Source organism: Euhalothece natronophila Z-M001 (assembly GCF_007904085.1).
Lineage (GTDB): Bacteria > Cyanobacteriota > Cyanobacteriia > Cyanobacteriales > Rubidibacteraceae > Halothece > Halothece natronophila.
This window is the reverse complement of sequence record NZ_CP042326.1, coordinates 45,952-61,187: the sequence shown is the minus strand read 5'-3', so window position 1 is coordinate 61,187 and position 15,236 is coordinate 45,952. Positions and strand designations below refer to the sequence as shown.

The following is a 15,236-nucleotide window of genomic DNA, read 5'->3' as shown; positions in this document are numbered from 1 at the left end:
AATGAGATAAATTAAAGAAAAGGCGATCAATCTGGTTAATTGACTCGATTATGGCGCATGAATCTTCACAACTATCTACTTGGCAAGCAATTATTAAACTATTACGCTGGGATAAGCCAACGGGACGACTCATTTTAATGATTCCCGCACTGTGGGCTGTATTTTTAGCCGCTAAAGGAATGCCCCCCGCTCCGTTAGTAACGATTATTGTTTTAGGAAGTTTCGTTACCTCTGCGGCTGGTTGTGTTGTTAATGATCTTTGGGATCGCAACATTGATCCCCAAGTAGAAAGAACCCGTACTCGCCCTCTCGCATCCCGGGCATTATCTATAAAAGTAGGAATTATAGTGGCGCTTTTAGCATTTGTTTGCGCTGCGATCTTAGCCCTTTACCTTAATCCTGTCAGCTTTCTGTTATCTGTGTTGGCAGTTCCAGTTATTATCTGTTACCCACTCGCTAAACGTTTTTTTCCCGTTCCTCAATTAGTATTGTCCCTTGCTTGGGGCTTTGCTGTTTTAATTAGTTGGACTGCGATAAGCTGTAACAATTCTTCCGAAGCTCCTTGGAATATTCTGAATTGTGTTGGGGAAGAAACTTGGTTATTGTGGGGTGCAACAGTTTTGTGGACATTAGGGTTTGATACGGTTTATGCGATCGCTGATCGCGAAGATGACCGTAAGATTGGCATTAATTCTAGTGCCTTATTTTTTGGCAATTATACCCCAGAGGCGGTGGGAGTCTTTTTTCTTGGAACAGCAATTACAATGGCAGTTCTAGCTGTAAAAACCCAGCTTCAGTTCACATTTTGGTTAGCTTGGGGAATTGCTGTCTGCGGTTGGGCTTGGCAATATTATCGTCTGCGCCAACCAGAAATCCCACCAACCCTCTATAGTGCCATTTTTCGCCAAAATGTAGGATTAGGATTTATTCTACTCGTTGGCATGATTGTAGGTTCGCTTAGTGATTGGTCATTAGTCATCAGTCATTAGTCATTGGTCATCAGTCATTAGTCATTAGTCATTGGTCATTGGTTTACAAAGGACAAAGGACAAAAGACAAACAACGTTACCTAACTTCAACAAGATTTTTAATAAACATTAAAGATTTCTGACATTTGTCCCACAAATTGGGTAAGTTTCCCTATTGTAGTGAATAGTTTCTCGATGGATGGATAGAATAATGAAACCTATATGTGACTTGTTGCGATCTTTTACTGTAACTTTTGTAATTAGCTTTACCTTTCCTGTGATGTTCGTCTTAGGATTATTAACGATCGCGCTTGGTGTAAGCTATTTTCCAGGCTTAGAAAGTATTGGGGAAGTGGGTTTTAATCAACTTCTGAGCTTTTTAAGAGTCTTTGGAGCAGGTTCTATTTGGCGTGGTCTAATGGTTTTAGGACTCACCTTAGCTTTAGTCGCAGGATGGTTTGATATTTACAGCCTCTATCGGATGCACCAATTCAAAGATATGAAGTCTGAAATGTCTCAAAACTCTTAAGAGAGTTATGGTGTCTCATAGTAGCTTGTATCATAATCGAATTAGACTATGAGATAAAGGTAGGCAACATGGAAATCGGCGTTCCCAAAGAAATTAAAGATCAGGAATATCGTGTAGGCTTGAACCCGAGTAGTGTTCGTAGTTTATGCGAAAGAAATCATCAAGTTTTTATAGAAACTCAAGCCGGATTGGGAGCCGGTTTTACCGATGAGGACTATCAAAAGTCGGGGGCAACGATTGTTACTCAACCCAAACAAGCCTGGCATCGGGAGTTAGTAGTAAAAGTGAAAGAGCCACTACCTGATGAGTATCCTTATTTACACAAAGACCAAATTTTATTTACCTATTTACATCTGGCTGCCGATCGCGCTCTTACTGAAGCCCTCATTAACTCTGGGATTACGGCTATTGCTTATGAAACTGTAGAACTCCCTAATGGAAAGCTCCCTCTTCTCAATCCCATGAGCATTATTGCAGGACGTTTATCCCTACAATTTGGGGCACATCATCTGGAAAAACAGCAAGGGGGGCGTGGCGTTTTATTAGGTGGCTTTCCAGGGGTTAGATCAGGGCGTGTAGTGATTCTCGGCGGCGGTGTAGTGGGAACAGAAGCTGCCCGCATGGCAGTGGGAATTGGCGCACAAGTACAGATTTTAGATATCAATGTCGAGCGGCTAGGGGAATTAGAAAACCTCTTTGGTTCTCGGGTAGAATTGCTCTATAGCCATCCCTCCCAAATTGAAACGGTAGTGCCGGAAGCCGACTTACTGATTGGGGCAGTTTTAACTACAGGAAAACGCGCCCCAAAATTAGTTAAACGGGAATTAGTGCAACAAATGCGGCCGGGAAGTGTCATTGTTGATGTTGCAGTGGATCAAGGAGGATGTGTAGAAACGTTACAAGCAACTTCTCACAGTCATCCCACTTATATTGAAGAAGAGGTAGTTCACTTTGGTGTTCCCAATATGCCAGGGGCGGTTCCTTGGACAGCAACCCAAGCCTTGAATAATAGTACACTGCCCTATGTGATACAAATAGCTGATCAAGGATTAGCTGCTCTAGAAAACAATTCGGTTCTCGCGAAAGGATTAAATGTTAAAAATCAGCAACTAATTCATCCTGCGGTAAAGGAAGCCTTTGCTGATTAAAATTAGGGATAAAAGGCGATTTCGGGTAAACCTAGAGTCTCTTCCCATCCCCGCATTATGTTTAGACATTGAACTGCTTGGGCAGCTTGTCCTTTCATTAAATTATCAATGGCGGACATAACAATTACCCGATCAGTGCGAGGATCTACTTCAATTCCGATGTAGCAGAGGTTCGTACCGGCTGTCCATTTGGTTTGCGGATAAACACCATTCGGTAAAATCCTAACAAAGGGAGAAGAGCGATAAAAGGCATTATAAATAGTAATTAGATCATCTCCAACAAGTCCGGGATCGCGCAAGGTAGCATAAACAGTCGTTAACATTCCCCTGACCATTGGAATTAGATGGGGAGTAAACTGAACTCGCATATCTACCCCAGCAAGATGCGTACAAATGGCTTCAATTTCTGGGGTATGACGATGTCCGGCAACTCCATAAGGGCTGAGGGTATTATCAGCTTCAGCAAGGAGTAAATTAACTTTGCTTTTACGTCCCCCTCCTGAAGTTCCTGATTTAGCATCAATGATCAGACTTTCTGGGAGAATTAAGCCCTGTTTGAGTAGCGGCGCGATCGCGAGTAAACTCGCTGTCGGGTAACAGCCAGGACACCCAACTAAAGAAGTATTTTTAATTAACGATTGATATAACTCTGGTAGTCCATAAACGGCATTGGAAGCGGTTTCTTCATCATCTCTTTCCACGTTATAAGCCGTGCTATAAGTATTGAGATCACTGAAACGATAATCAGCGGATAAGTCAAGAACTTGTAACCCCTTTTCTAGTAATTGAGGAGCAATTTTATAAGCTAAACCATGGGGAAGTGAGAGAAACACCACCTGACAACGTTGCGCGATCATTTCTACATCAATAGGCTCAATTTTATAGTGAAAACGATGTCCAAAATGAGGATAAAGTTCAGCGAAGTCCTTGCCGGCACTCTCATTTCCTCCCAAGTAAGTAATCTCTACTTGGGGATGCTCCCAAAGTAAACGAACTAATTGCACTCCTCCATACCCAGAAGCTCCCACAATTCCAACAGCAATTTTTTTGGTATCGTTCATTCAAAATTCCTCAATTAATAGCAATATACCTTTAACATTTGCTGCATTGTAGCAACAAGCAAGTTTTCTGGAAAAGATAAACACAGAAAACAATCAAGCAATTAGACCATTGTTAACGATAAGGCTTGCTGAAGTGCAATTAACTCATCTCGATGAGCTTTCACAGTAATTAAGCTCTTAGTAGAATTTTCTTCTGAGGAATTGGGAGAGGTTTCTAACTTAAGAGAAACTTCTTCCACTCGTCCCGCTTTTTTCCAGTAAAAAATCCCTGCTAAGGGAGAAAAAGCTAAGAGAATAAAGAAAAAACTGCGATAATTGAACTCACTAAAAAATAAAAATAACACTAAACTAATACACAGTAAGCCCAAAGCCGCTAACACAGAAAGAAAGATGGCTAAAAACCAACTGGGCTGGACAAAGCCCTCTAGAATAACTTGTTCTTGGTTAGGATCTAGAGATTTCACTTTATAAGCTCGCTGGAAAAAATAATTTTTAATTTCGGGAATAAGTTTACTTTCTGGTATATTAGCTGTAAACTGAACTTCTCGTGTGCGATCTTTCACAGAAGCTCGAATAAAGAAAATTAACCCCACTAAAAGTAAACAGGTGAGCAAGAAAGTTGAGGATAAAATAGGAGTCGTAGTCACTTTAACCTGTCGATAGAATAAACTGCTAAAATTTAAATGGTAACTTTCAAGAACTGCTTGGATCAGCTCTTGTGAACATAATTGCGCCAGAGCTTGGCTAAATCTTCCGCTTGCGCTTTCTGTTCTCCTACCACTTTATACATTTTACGAGGACGACCCCGCCCTTTACGCTTTCTCCAGTAGCCTTGAATCACTCCCGTGTGTTCTAGGAAGTTTAAGGCACTATACAGAACCGTATCAGAAAGTCGATATTGGGGAAAGTTCTCTGTTAGTTGTGTAATTAATTCGGTTCCATAAGATTCTTCTTGTTGTAAAATTATGTCCAAAATGTAGCACACAGCTAGTTCTCGATTGAGATAAGTAGGGGGAGGGTTGTTAAAAAATTGATAGATCTCTTCAAATTTCATGAGCATGTCATGACCAAATGAGGTCGAGCTAAATAGAGGTCATTAGGGTTAGTTGCGAAGTATGGGTAACTTAATTAACTACTAATAAAGTAAAGTGAAAACTCTGAATTGTCCATTAAATTTTTTTGTATATTCATACCAAAAATCAAAGTTAATGCTGAAAATATCTGCCTCAATTACTGAAACGTTAAGGTTCCAAACAACTTTGCCCCTCGACAATTGCAATAACTCATCTAAAATATAGACATGGCGTTATTTTTGAAATCGTATAGGTTCAGCATTCCTCCTCTGATGGGACGGTGTTTCAAATAACTATCTATGAGTTGAGCACTAGCTAGGCAATTCAGCTTCTATTGGCTACAGACTCTGGGATAGATAAGCCACTAGTCTGTGCTATCTAAAAGCCTAAATTGCTAGGCTAGTCTAAAAGGTAAACACCTTGACAGAAGTAGGCAAGGAAGCTATACAAAAATTTTGGAGTATTTTAAGTAATACCACTTAAAAATACTCTATCTCGAATTAGCTAACGTCGTCAACGGCTCGGTTTCAGACCCTTGATTTAATATGAATAATAAACCAGAAGTTAGTTCTTCTCTCCCCCTTGCGGTAAAACGCGCCTCCTCTTCCCTCAAATTGGGGGGGAATATTGGGCTATGGGTACAACTGGTACTTGGAGTGGTTTCCACAGTTACTTTGTTGGTTGGCTCTGTTAATCTCGTTGGAAATGAAAATACCACTCAAGCAACAGGAGTAGGCGTATTTTTTGCCTTAGGTGGCATTATTGCTCTAGGGGTGAGTATTTATCTCTCTTACCGCTATACCCAAATTTCCCGTCGTCTAGCTACGGCTGAGCCCAGTTCCCGCCCCAGTCGTTCAGTTATTTTGCGACTATTACGAATTGGTTTGATGTCGAACTTAGTGGGCTTACTACTAACGATTGTGGGAGCGCAAGCAATTGTGGGCATTGTCTTAGTTAAGTCTTTAACTCAACCGCAATTAGTGATTGGGGCAAATCCGCAAGAGTTTGTTAATTCCATTGATTTGCTCATTATTCAGGCAAATGTTAATATCGTTGCTGCTCATTTTGCAGGGATTGTGTCCTCGCTTTGGCTGACTCAACGGTTGACCAAATAAAAAACAGGAGGTTATGTGTTAGACATTAAGCGCATTCGTCAAGAACCAGAGGTGGTGCAGGAATTATTAAATCGCCGTAGTTCAGAGTATCAGATACAAGAAATTTTAGACTTAAACGAAAAGCAGCGGAATTTAGAAACATCGCGATCGCGCTTACAAGCTCGTAGCAACGAAATTAGTAAAGAAATAGGCAAAAAAATTCAATCGGGATTAGCTCCTGATAGTGAAGAAGTCACTAAAATCAAAGAAAAAAGTAACGAGATTAAACAAGAACTTAATTCACTAGAGCCACAAGAAAAAGAATTAAAAAAACAAATTACTGACCTTTTACTTTCCCTTCCTAACCTCCCCAGTGAAACGACACCAGTGGGAGAAGATGAAACCGAAAACGTAGAAGTCCGCCGTTGGGGTGATGAATATTTACCCAGTGATTCCTCAAAAATTTTACCGCATTGGGAAATTGGTGAAAAGCTCGGAATTTTAGAATTTAATCGCGCCGTCAAAATTGCTCAAAGTCGGTTTGTTAATCTCATTGGCAAAGGAGCCGCCCTAGAGAGAGCCTTAATTAATTTTATGCTGGATCAACAAATTGGCGCAGGATACTTAGAAGTGATGCCACCAGCTTTAATTAATAGTGACTCCTTAACTGGAACTGGGCAACTGCCAAAATTTGCTGAAGAAAGTTTCCAATGTCAAGGGGACGATTTATGGCTAGCCCCCACCGCAGAAGTTCCCGTTACCAACTTATATCGCGAGGAAATCTTAGAAGCCTCTAAACTTCCAATTTATCATTGTGCCTATACTCCCTGTTTTCGCCGAGAAGCTGGCAGTTATGGGAAAGACACCCGAGGGTTAATTCGTCTTCACCAGTTTAATAAAGTAGAATTAGTCAAAGTCGTTCGCCCAGAAAACTCCCCCAGTGAACATGAAGCGCTCGTCAAAGATGCCGAAGCCATTTTACAAGCACTCAAACTGCCTTATCGCGTGATGGAATTATGTACAGGGGATTTAGGGTTTGGGGCAGCCAAATGTTATGACTTAGAAGTCTGGCTACCCTCCTCTCAAACTTATCGGGAAATTTCTAGCTGTTCTAACTTTACTGACTTTCAAGCCAGACGGGCTAATATTCGCTTCAAAGAAAGTAATCAAAAAGGAACCCACTTTGTTCACACCCTCAACGGTTCCGGGCTTGCCATTGGACGAACTATGGCAGCCATATTAGAAAACTATCAACAAAGTGATGGCAGTGTAAAAGTGCCTGAGGCTTTACAAGGATACTTCCGAGAAACAACCATTGGTTAGGCTTATGACTTGCGATTATAATGCTGCTGATAGTAGTTTAATATCTCTGCTAATCTTTCTTGATCTGGTTGGGGAAAATCAGCAGGATACTTTAAAAGCAACCCTTCTACTTGGCTATTAAAATAATCAAACTCAGTAGAAGACTGTGGAAGAATTTCTACTTCTATCCCATCAAGTTGTTGGATATGAGCAGCAATTTCTCGATAAACGGCAAGGGGTAAAGCAGGAATACTAATAGTTTCTTGAGATGATGAGTTAGACACGGTCACTTTGTTACTCACACTTTAGTTCACAATTCTTCCTTAACTTTAACGAAAAAAGTGGGCAAAGCAAAGCCCACTCTAACCTAGATTATTCACCAATAATTTCAGGTTGGGTTAACTCATCTGACATTTCAATAATCGCCCGAATGGGAGGAGTCATTAAGGGATCATCTAAATAATCTTGAGCCTTATCCTCACTACGACGGCGTTTTGCTCGTTTTGCTACCTGTACGGTGATCCGATAGCGATTAGAGGCGGCGTTCATTAATTGTTCCGCCCGTTGAACAATCTCATCAGAGTTAAAAGAAGAGTGTTTATACATTCTTGAAAAATTTAAGAGAATTAGCTCAAATCATTACTGTTACTAGATTAACATTCTCCCATTATAAGAATCTGATTTTACTTTTAGGAAGGGAAACCATTTCCCTTTAAACTAGAGTTTCCGATGTTAATTGAAAATTGCTGGAAATGACTAGAACTGGAATTGGGATTAGAACAGCGCAAAAACGCTCAGAGCGTGACGTTGGACAAATTCATGTTTATGATGGAGAGGGAAAAGGAAAGTCCCAAGCGGCGTTAGGTGTCGTTCTGCGTTCCATTGGTTTAGGGATTCACTCACAAGTAATGAATCGGGTATTATTATTGCGATTCTTAAAAGGACCTGAGAGGATTTACGATGAGGATGCTGCGATCGCTGCTTTGCAACAAGGGTTTCCTCACCTCATTGATCAAGTTCGCACGGGACGGGCTGAGTATTTTGGAAAAGAAGATATTACTGATTTTGATAAAGAAGAAGCCCTTAGAGGTTGGAATGTAGCCAAAGGCGCGATCGCGTCAGGACTGTATTCAATTATCGTTCTCGATGAACTCAACCCCATATTAGAACTAGGCTTACTCCCCTTACAGGAAGTTGTTGACACCCTACAAAATAAGCCACAGTCCTTAGAAATTATTATTACCGGTCGCGCTGCTCCACAATCTCTATTAGATTTAGCAAACCTTCATTCAGAAATGAAACCTCATGTGGCTACTGATGAGGCCTTAGAAGGGATTGAAATCTATACTGGGGATGGTAAAGGAAAATCCACTAGTGCTTTAGGAAAAGCATTACTTGCTATTGGACGAGGGATTGATCAAGACCAGTCACAACGAGTTTTAATAGTGCAGTGGTTGAAAGGAGGTACAGGCTATACTGAGGATGCCGCGATCGCTGCTCTGAAGGCAAGTTATCCTAACTTAATTGATCATGTGCGTTGTGGTCGTGATGCAATTGTTTGGCGCGGTCAACAACAGCCTGAAGACTATCAAGAGGCTGAACGAGGTTGGAAAACCGCTCAAAGCGCGATCGAGTCGGGAACCTACAAAACCATTATTCTCGATGAACTCAACCCCACTGTTGATCTTGAACTATTGCCTACTGAAGCGATTGTGAAAACCTTAGCAGCGAAACCCAGCGATACCCAAGTTATTATCACCGGTCGTTGTTTTAATCGTCCGCCCTTTTTTGATCTCGCCAGCGTTTACTCAGAAATGGTCTGTCATAAACACTATGCTCATCATGGTGTCGAGTTACGACGCGGTGTAGATTTTTAACTATTAAGGGATAAACACGGCTTCCCCCATTATCTTAAAGACGAATTTGTTTAATCTCTTTTCGGGGGTCTTCTTTGCGGTTAGCTTTAATTTTTTCATATAATTCTCGTTCCGTACTACTAATATCCTTCGGAACTGTAATTTTTACCCGCACAAAGAGATCCCCTCTTTGCTTATTCGGTTTGATCCAACCTTTTCCTCGTAGTCGCAGAGACTGTCCAGAACGTACCCCTGCTGGAACTTTTACTGAAACTAGACCATCGGGAGTCGGTACATCAATATTGGCACCGAGCACAGCTTCATCAGGAGTAATGGGGACTTCACAAACTAACTGATCGTCTTCAAAGCGGAAGAAAGAATGGGGTTGTAATTGAACATTCAGATATAAATCTCCCTTTTGACCATAGGGGCTACTTTTTCCTTTTCCTGGAACCCGAATACGACTCCCCTGTTTTGCTCCGGCTGGAATGCGAACATTAATTACTTCATTGCCTACGCTTAGGCGTTTTTGCACTCCACGAAATGCTTCACTAAAAGTTAAACGAATTGTAGCCTCTGTATCTGGAGCAACATCAGCAGTTGTACCAAAACCGCCCCCAAAGTCGCTAAAGCCACCCGGGGAGGCTTGATATTTGTAACGAGTGCGCCCACCGGTATTAAATCGTCCCAGCAGTTCATCCACAAATTCTTCAAAGCTACCATACTGGCTAAAGTCAAAGCCTCCCATGTCAGTATTAAAGCCAGTACTGGTTCGAGTTCGGGTACCACCGCGTTGCTGAAACTGATCCGCTTGTTGCCAGTATTGACCAAATTGATCATATTTTTTTCGTTTTTCAGGATCAGAAAGGACTTCGTAGGCTTCACTAATCTCCTTAAAGCGATTCTCAGCCTCTTTATCGTTGGGATTACGATCAGGGTGGTATTTGAGGGCAAGTTTACGATAGGCTTTTTTGATATCACTTTCACTTGCCTTTTTATCAACGCCAAGAATGGAGTAATAATCTTTGAAATCTGTTGTTGCCATAGCTTCCTCTGTTTTTAACTGCAACCACGTTTAATTTTAAGTAGTAATATACCTAGGAAAGTTAGTTATAAAAGTTAGAGTTCATCTTTGATATAGCCTAGCAAAGTTTTTAATTACGGGAAGTTCGGTTTTTTCTGTCCGAGATCAGGGCAATTTCCCACCCTATTCTGAAAAAATACATCGCAAAATTGTTCAGGTTGTGGTGAGAAAGTCTCGAAAAAGTGATCAGAAAGAATCCACAATTGCCCTCATTACAGGCTAGAAATGGATTGGGACAAAAATGCAAAAAAAAATCTAAGGAGTTTGGTGATGAGAATCAACATCAGTGGTAAATCTCAGTCACGAACTGAAGCGTAAGCTAGTTTTAGTGAGAAGCTCCCTCAGATCAGGTAACAATTGAGGGAGAGTAATTAACTATAGTGATTCCAAATAAAAAACAGCAACCTAAAAGTAGTGGGAGCATCTTGCTCCCTAGTAGCAGCCAAGATGGCTGCACTACGGAACTGAATTGGAACGACTATAAGGTGCATCTAAGGGACAAATTTACAACTGATTTAATAGTGATTGCCCACTTTACGATGATGAACCGCCGTTAAGGATTCTGGTTTAGACACTCGTCCTTGATTGACCTTATTGTAAACAATCCAATGATCGCTACATTCCATCCGACTCACCACCTCACATTCTAAATAGGCTAGGGCATCGGTTAAAATGGGGGAACCATTATTAGCCGTTTGGGTATTTACGCCCTCAAAGCGATCCGCCCCAGGTTTAAATCGCTTCAGAAAATGTTTCATCAAGTGTTGATAGTTCCCTTCCTCTAGAATATTGAGAACAAATTGATCACCCACTTGCATTAAAGCCTCGATCGCGCGATCTTTTGCCACTGCAATGCTAATTCCTGGGGGATCAAAGCTAGCTTGGGCAACCCAAGAGGCTAACATCGCACTTTTTAAGTCCCCTTTCTTGGCAGTAATAATATACAATCCCCCACTTAAGCGTCCCATCGCCTTATCTAAATCACTATCGAGGGACTTCATTTGCTTCACTGTTTTGTCTCGCTGTAACCATTGCCCTAAGTCAGTTCCTGCTTCTTCACAGAGTTTATAGGTGGCTTCTCCGGGGGTATCGGTAATGCGAATGGCTGGGAAAACTTCTTTTAAGCCCAAATCAGAAAAACGAGTTTTGAGCGGATCAATGGGTTCATCATCCCCACCATAGGATTCAAACACCCCAATCGCTTGTTTAGAAGATACGGAAGCAATAATTGTTCCGAGGGTAGCACTGGCTTCTTGGGCTTTCTCGCCACTAGAGGGGGGCATTCCAATGACAATAGCATTGGATCGTTCTACTAATTCTCGCACTTCTTGTTGATCCGCCCCTAATAAGTCCATCATTTCGACGGTAATACCTGTTTTCGTAATTCCGTAGGCAATAGCTTGGGAAGCGCGATCGCTGTAACCATAATCTGATACATAAAAGACTGCAACCGTTTTTTCTCCCTTCGCCTTGTTTTCACTCCAAGTGCGATAACGATTGATTAATTCTTCTACATTGTAGTGCAACAAGGGGCCATGACCATTTGCCACCATTGCCACTTCCCCAAGTTTTCCCATGCGTTTTAACGCTGCTAAGACCGATCGCGCATTCGGACCCATCAAACAGTCATAATAAAAGCGATAGTCTGGGGAAATCGCTTCTAAATCGGTATCGAGTAAGTCATTACTGCAATAGTGCATCCCAAACACATCGCAGGTAAATAAGGTTTGCGTTCCCCAATCATAAGTCAACATAGTATCGGGCCAATGCAAATTCGGGGCATTGACAAACTCTAAACAATGACCCTTGCCTAAATCTAACTGATCCCCTGTTTTCACCACCTGTCGTTCAAAGGGTTGATGGACAAATCCCTCTAGAAACTGAATAGCAACCTTACTTCCCACAACAACCGCTTGGGGGGCAATTTCCAAAACATCTTTCACTAAACCACTATGATCGGGTTCAGTATGGCTAATAATGATGTAATCAATGGTGGTGGGATCAACAATCTCTTTTAATTTTGGCAAGTATTGATCGCGGAATTTTTCATGGGAAGTATCCACTAAAGCGGTTTTTTCCCCTTGAATGAGAAAAGAATTATAGGTCGTTCCATTTTGCAAGCCAAACTCAATATCAAAGCGATCGCGATCCCAGTCTAAAGAGCGAATGGCAGTGGTATCAGCAACAATATCAGCAACTTGTAAGGTTAAACGATTTTCTGTTTTTTCTGTTAAAGCAACCATAATTAATTATTTTTTATTTGAAAATACAACGAAATATGAAAATTATCTTCATTTTACAAGGTTAAAATTTACACAATTACAAAAAAAATGAAAGTTGTCTCCCCATCTCCCCATCTCCCTATCTCCCTACATGAGCGTAATTTCAGGAGAATTAAACCACCTTGCCTTATAACTGGGGAATGCTTTTTTTAAGGAGATTTAACTTCATCAGCAAAACTAGCCCAGCGCACAAAATGAAAGGGGCCCGCAACTGAGCCCCAAACGTGATCATCAGTTTCAGGATCGCGCCCTCGATCTAAACTAATAAACTTGTCAGCATCAATTTCAAAGGTACTATCGAGGTAAGTTTCCTTTCCTTTGCGAACCACTTTACACGCCTTACCAGGTTCTACTTCTCCCTTAAAGCTATGACCTGTCCAATGCACAATCATATTACACCCCGGGAGCTTTTCTAAATTATCCACAGTTAGCTGAGACAATCGTTCAGGTTCCCGACTTGCGCCATAAAATGATTCTGAATCTTTGAGGGTATAGTTTTCAATTTCAATATGATCCTCAACGGGTAATAATTTTAAGACTCGCACTCGATAAGGATTATTCAACATATAGTCGTATGCTTGTTCCACAAATAAACTAATCCCTGATAAGAGTGATACAGGTAAAGGACGCATTCCCACTCGAATATGGGCAAAAAAAGGAGGATTAATAAAGGCTTGTTCTTGGTTACTAAAATCTGCTGCCATCCAACGACCAAGGGTTACAATATCGGTAGCGTGAGACATAATACTTTTCTTCTACTGTTCTTAAATGATTCATTATTTATTGTTGATCGTTTCAAGGCAGCCCTAGCACAAGATTAAATTAATGTTACCTTTGCTCGGAAAAAGCTCCAACTAGACTCATCGCAGTAATTGGGGCGGTAACTGCTCGTAAAATTCGCTTACCTAAAGAGACAAGCTGAAATTGGGCTTCTTGAGCTTGTAATATTTCTGAGTCTGTCCATCCCCCTTCACAACCTGTGGCAATCACTAAGGATTGGTTCATGGTGAGTTGAGAGGGTAAAATTTTACTAAGGACAGGGGCGTTATGCCGGGCGGTGCAAAAATAGCCCTGATTGCCAGAATAGTCGGTTAGGGCTTGGGTAAAAGAAATGGGGGATTGTATCGTGGGGACGATCGCGCGTTCTGACTGCTCCGAGGCTTCAGCTGCAATCCGTTGCCAACGGCTTAATTTATTCGCACTGGGATTAAGAACTGTACGTTCACTCAACACAGGAACAATAGTTGTCACACCCAGTTCAGTACAGCAACGGACAATCTCATCTACCCCTTGTTTTGGTAATGAAACTAAAAGCGTAACATTGACAGAAAGCTCGGTGTTAATCTCAATAGAAGCAATAATTTTGGCTTGATCAGGGGTTAATTCCACAATCCAAGCCATTCCTGTTCCCGTTATGGCAATAGCGCGATCGCGCATTGATAAGCGTAACACCCGTCGCAAATAATGATTCTGGGCTTCCGTTAGTTGAATCAAATCTCCCTGTTTTTGGTGAGATTCAATGACAAACCGTTGATACTGCAAACCTAGTTTTGATAAAAGACAGCATCACTATAGCAGTTTTTACTTTCATTTTGTCCTTTGTTGGTTGTAAGCCAATGACCAATGACTAATGACTAATGACCAATGACTAAAAAACGCTATGTTTTAAGCAGAGGCTGTAGAAATGGCACTTCTTTGATGTTCCCAAGCCTTCCCTTCATAGCCATAAGAAAACTGTTGGGGATAAAGAATTTCTGCTAATATCTCTAAAGAATCTACTAAACGGGGGCCAGGACGATTAAAATAGGCATTGCCATCAGTAATATAAACTTGATTATTTTTTACTGCTTTTAAATTTTGCCAATCAGAATTAGTCATTAACGTTTCCGCTTCTTGGCGAGTTCGTTCTAAGTCAAAGCCACAGGGAGTAATGATGATATAGTCAGGATCAGCGTTAATTAAATCTTGCCATTGTAGATAGTGCGATCGCGCTCCGGTTTCATCTAAGACAGGATTCCCCCCTGCTAATTTAATCAACTCAGGAATCCAGTTTCCTCCCGACATCAACGGATCAATCCATTCAATCGAAGCCACTCGGGGGCGATTTTCTGTTGGAATTTCATCGCTAATGCGAGTACAAGCATCAACTCGCGCTTGTAAATCCGCCAAAGCCTGTTTAGAATCAATTCCAATCTCATCAGCCACCTTTTTCATATCTGCCCAAATTTCTGTTAAAACATTCCCTTGTAAAGAAATAATTTTGGGCTGGCTAGATACTAGCTGTGATGTTGCTTCCTGTACTTGTGCCATACTTACGGCGCAAGCATCACATTGATCTTGAGTAATAATATGAGTGGGTTTAAGTTCTTCTAAAACATCGGTTTTAAGCTCATAAATACTCAATGCCGACTGCATTAATTTTTGAACATCTTGATCAATTTCCCCACTATTTTTTTGAGAATTTAAACGGGCTTCGGTGCAAACTGGTAAAGATTTGACTTCTGGCGGATAATCGCATTCGTGGGAACGTCCCACTAAATAATCTGTCAAGCCTAAAGCAGCAACTGTTTCTGTTGCACTGGGTAATAGAGATACAATTCGGAGAGGGTTATTGGTAGCCATAATTAATCTTGGAAGAAAATTTAGTTAACAGCAGAAAGGAAAATGATGTAGCGAAAAACATCCCTAATTCTTTTGTAACGAATATTCGCCAATGCGATCAATTTTTTCTATCCTTAGAAATAGAAACGCTAATATAGTCGTTCCAATTCAGTTCCGTAGTGCAGCCATCTTGGCTGCTACTAGGGAGCAAGATGCTCCCACTACTTTTAGGTTGCTG

At 41.2% G+C, this 15,236-nt stretch carries 16 protein-coding genes; 6 read left to right on the top strand and 10 right to left on the bottom strand.

The window, feature by feature from the left end; translation table 11 throughout:
* Positions 1-50: 50 nt before the first annotated feature.
* The 3 genes from FRE64_RS00270 to ald all read left to right on the top strand — a co-directional run bounded on the left by FRE64_RS00270 (position 51) and on the right by ald (position 2,645).
* On the top strand, positions 51-989 hold the full coding sequence (locus tag FRE64_RS00270; protein WP_146294126.1) for a 4-hydroxybenzoate solanesyltransferase: 939 nt from the start codon (positions 51-53) through the stop codon (positions 987-989).
* Between the two features lie 190 nt (positions 990-1,179).
* Positions 1,180-1,497, top strand: coding sequence for a hypothetical protein (locus tag FRE64_RS00265; RefSeq protein WP_146294125.1), 318 nt, complete (start codon positions 1,180-1,182; stop codon positions 1,495-1,497).
* Between the two features lie 68 nt (positions 1,498-1,565).
* Positions 1,566-2,645, top strand: coding sequence for an alanine dehydrogenase (gene ald / locus FRE64_RS00260; protein WP_146294124.1), 1,080 nt, complete (start codon positions 1,566-1,568; stop codon positions 2,643-2,645).
* Between the two features lie 2 nt (positions 2,646-2,647).
* Here the strand turns inward: ald and argC are convergent, their stop codons facing one another.
* The 3 genes from argC to FRE64_RS00245 form a co-directional block, all read right to left on the bottom strand.
* Positions 2,648-3,706 (bottom strand): N-acetyl-gamma-glutamyl-phosphate reductase, encoded by a 1,059-nt coding sequence (gene argC, locus FRE64_RS00255; protein WP_146294123.1) that lies wholly within the window; start codon positions 3,704-3,706, stop codon positions 2,648-2,650.
* A gap of 101 nt (positions 3,707-3,807) precedes the next feature.
* Positions 3,808-4,353, bottom strand: a complete 546-nt coding sequence (locus FRE64_RS00250) for a cofactor assembly of complex C subunit B (RefSeq protein WP_146294122.1) — start codon at positions 4,351-4,353, stop codon at positions 3,808-3,810.
* 62 nt (positions 4,354-4,415) lie between these two features.
* Positions 4,416-4,760, bottom strand: coding sequence for a helix-turn-helix transcriptional regulator (locus tag FRE64_RS00245; RefSeq protein WP_146294121.1), 345 nt, complete (start codon positions 4,758-4,760; stop codon positions 4,416-4,418).
* Positions 4,761-5,324: 564 nt separating this feature from the next.
* On the opposite strand from FRE64_RS00245, the gene FRE64_RS00240 reads away from it, so the two are divergent.
* Together FRE64_RS00240 and serS are read left to right on the top strand one after the other, a co-directional pair.
* A complete protein-coding gene (locus tag FRE64_RS00240) occupies positions 5,325-5,894 on the top strand; it encodes a DUF3611 family protein (RefSeq protein ID WP_146294120.1) in 570 nt (189 codons plus the stop codon).
* 15 nt (positions 5,895-5,909) lie between these two features.
* The gene (gene serS, locus FRE64_RS00235; RefSeq protein ID WP_146294119.1) at positions 5,910-7,196 is read left to right on the top strand and encodes a serine--tRNA ligase; all 1,287 of its coding nucleotides are present in this window, start codon (positions 5,910-5,912) and stop codon (positions 7,194-7,196) included.
* 2 nt (positions 7,197-7,198) lie between these two features.
* Here the strand turns inward: serS and FRE64_RS00230 are convergent, their stop codons facing one another.
* Positions 7,199-7,477 carry a hypothetical protein gene (locus tag FRE64_RS00230; protein WP_246140357.1) on the bottom strand — a complete coding sequence of 93 codons (279 nt, stop codon included), beginning with the start codon at positions 7,475-7,477 and terminating at the stop codon, positions 7,199-7,201.
* 70 nt (positions 7,478-7,547) lie between these two features.
* Entirely contained in the window at positions 7,548-7,781 is a 234-nt protein-coding gene (locus tag FRE64_RS00225) for a DNA-directed RNA polymerase subunit omega (protein ID WP_146294118.1), read from the bottom strand.
* 146 nt (positions 7,782-7,927) lie between these two features.
* Between FRE64_RS00225 and FRE64_RS00220 the strand changes: the two genes are divergently transcribed.
* The gene (locus tag FRE64_RS00220; protein WP_146294117.1) at positions 7,928-9,052 is read left to right on the top strand and encodes a cob(I)yrinic acid a,c-diamide adenosyltransferase; all 1,125 of its coding nucleotides are present in this window, start codon (positions 7,928-7,930) and stop codon (positions 9,050-9,052) included.
* Between the two features lie 34 nt (positions 9,053-9,086).
* Here the strand turns inward: FRE64_RS00220 and FRE64_RS00215 are convergent, their stop codons facing one another.
* From FRE64_RS00215 to FRE64_RS00195, 5 genes are all read right to left on the bottom strand, one after another.
* Positions 9,087-10,076 carry a DnaJ C-terminal domain-containing protein gene (locus FRE64_RS00215; RefSeq protein WP_146294116.1) on the bottom strand — a complete coding sequence of 330 codons (990 nt, stop codon included), beginning with the start codon at positions 10,074-10,076 and terminating at the stop codon, positions 9,087-9,089.
* Positions 10,077-10,630: 554 nt separating this feature from the next.
* Positions 10,631-12,358 carry a diflavin flavoprotein gene (locus FRE64_RS00210; RefSeq protein ID WP_146294115.1) on the bottom strand — a complete coding sequence of 576 codons (1,728 nt, stop codon included), beginning with the start codon at positions 12,356-12,358 and terminating at the stop codon, positions 10,631-10,633.
* A gap of 188 nt (positions 12,359-12,546) precedes the next feature.
* Complete coding sequence (locus FRE64_RS00205; RefSeq protein WP_146294114.1) at positions 12,547-13,140, bottom strand: chromophore lyase CpcT/CpeT; 594 nt, start codon at positions 13,138-13,140, stop codon at positions 12,547-12,549.
* Positions 13,141-13,225: 85 nt separating this feature from the next.
* The gene (locus tag FRE64_RS00200) at positions 13,226-13,939 is read right to left on the bottom strand and encodes a 16S rRNA (uracil(1498)-N(3))-methyltransferase (RefSeq protein WP_146294113.1); all 714 of its coding nucleotides are present in this window, start codon (positions 13,937-13,939) and stop codon (positions 13,226-13,228) included.
* 123 nt (positions 13,940-14,062) lie between these two features.
* The gene (locus FRE64_RS00195) at positions 14,063-15,019 is read right to left on the bottom strand and encodes a cobalamin-binding protein (protein ID WP_146294112.1); all 957 of its coding nucleotides are present in this window, start codon (positions 15,017-15,019) and stop codon (positions 14,063-14,065) included.
* Positions 15,020-15,236 lie beyond the last annotated feature (217 nt).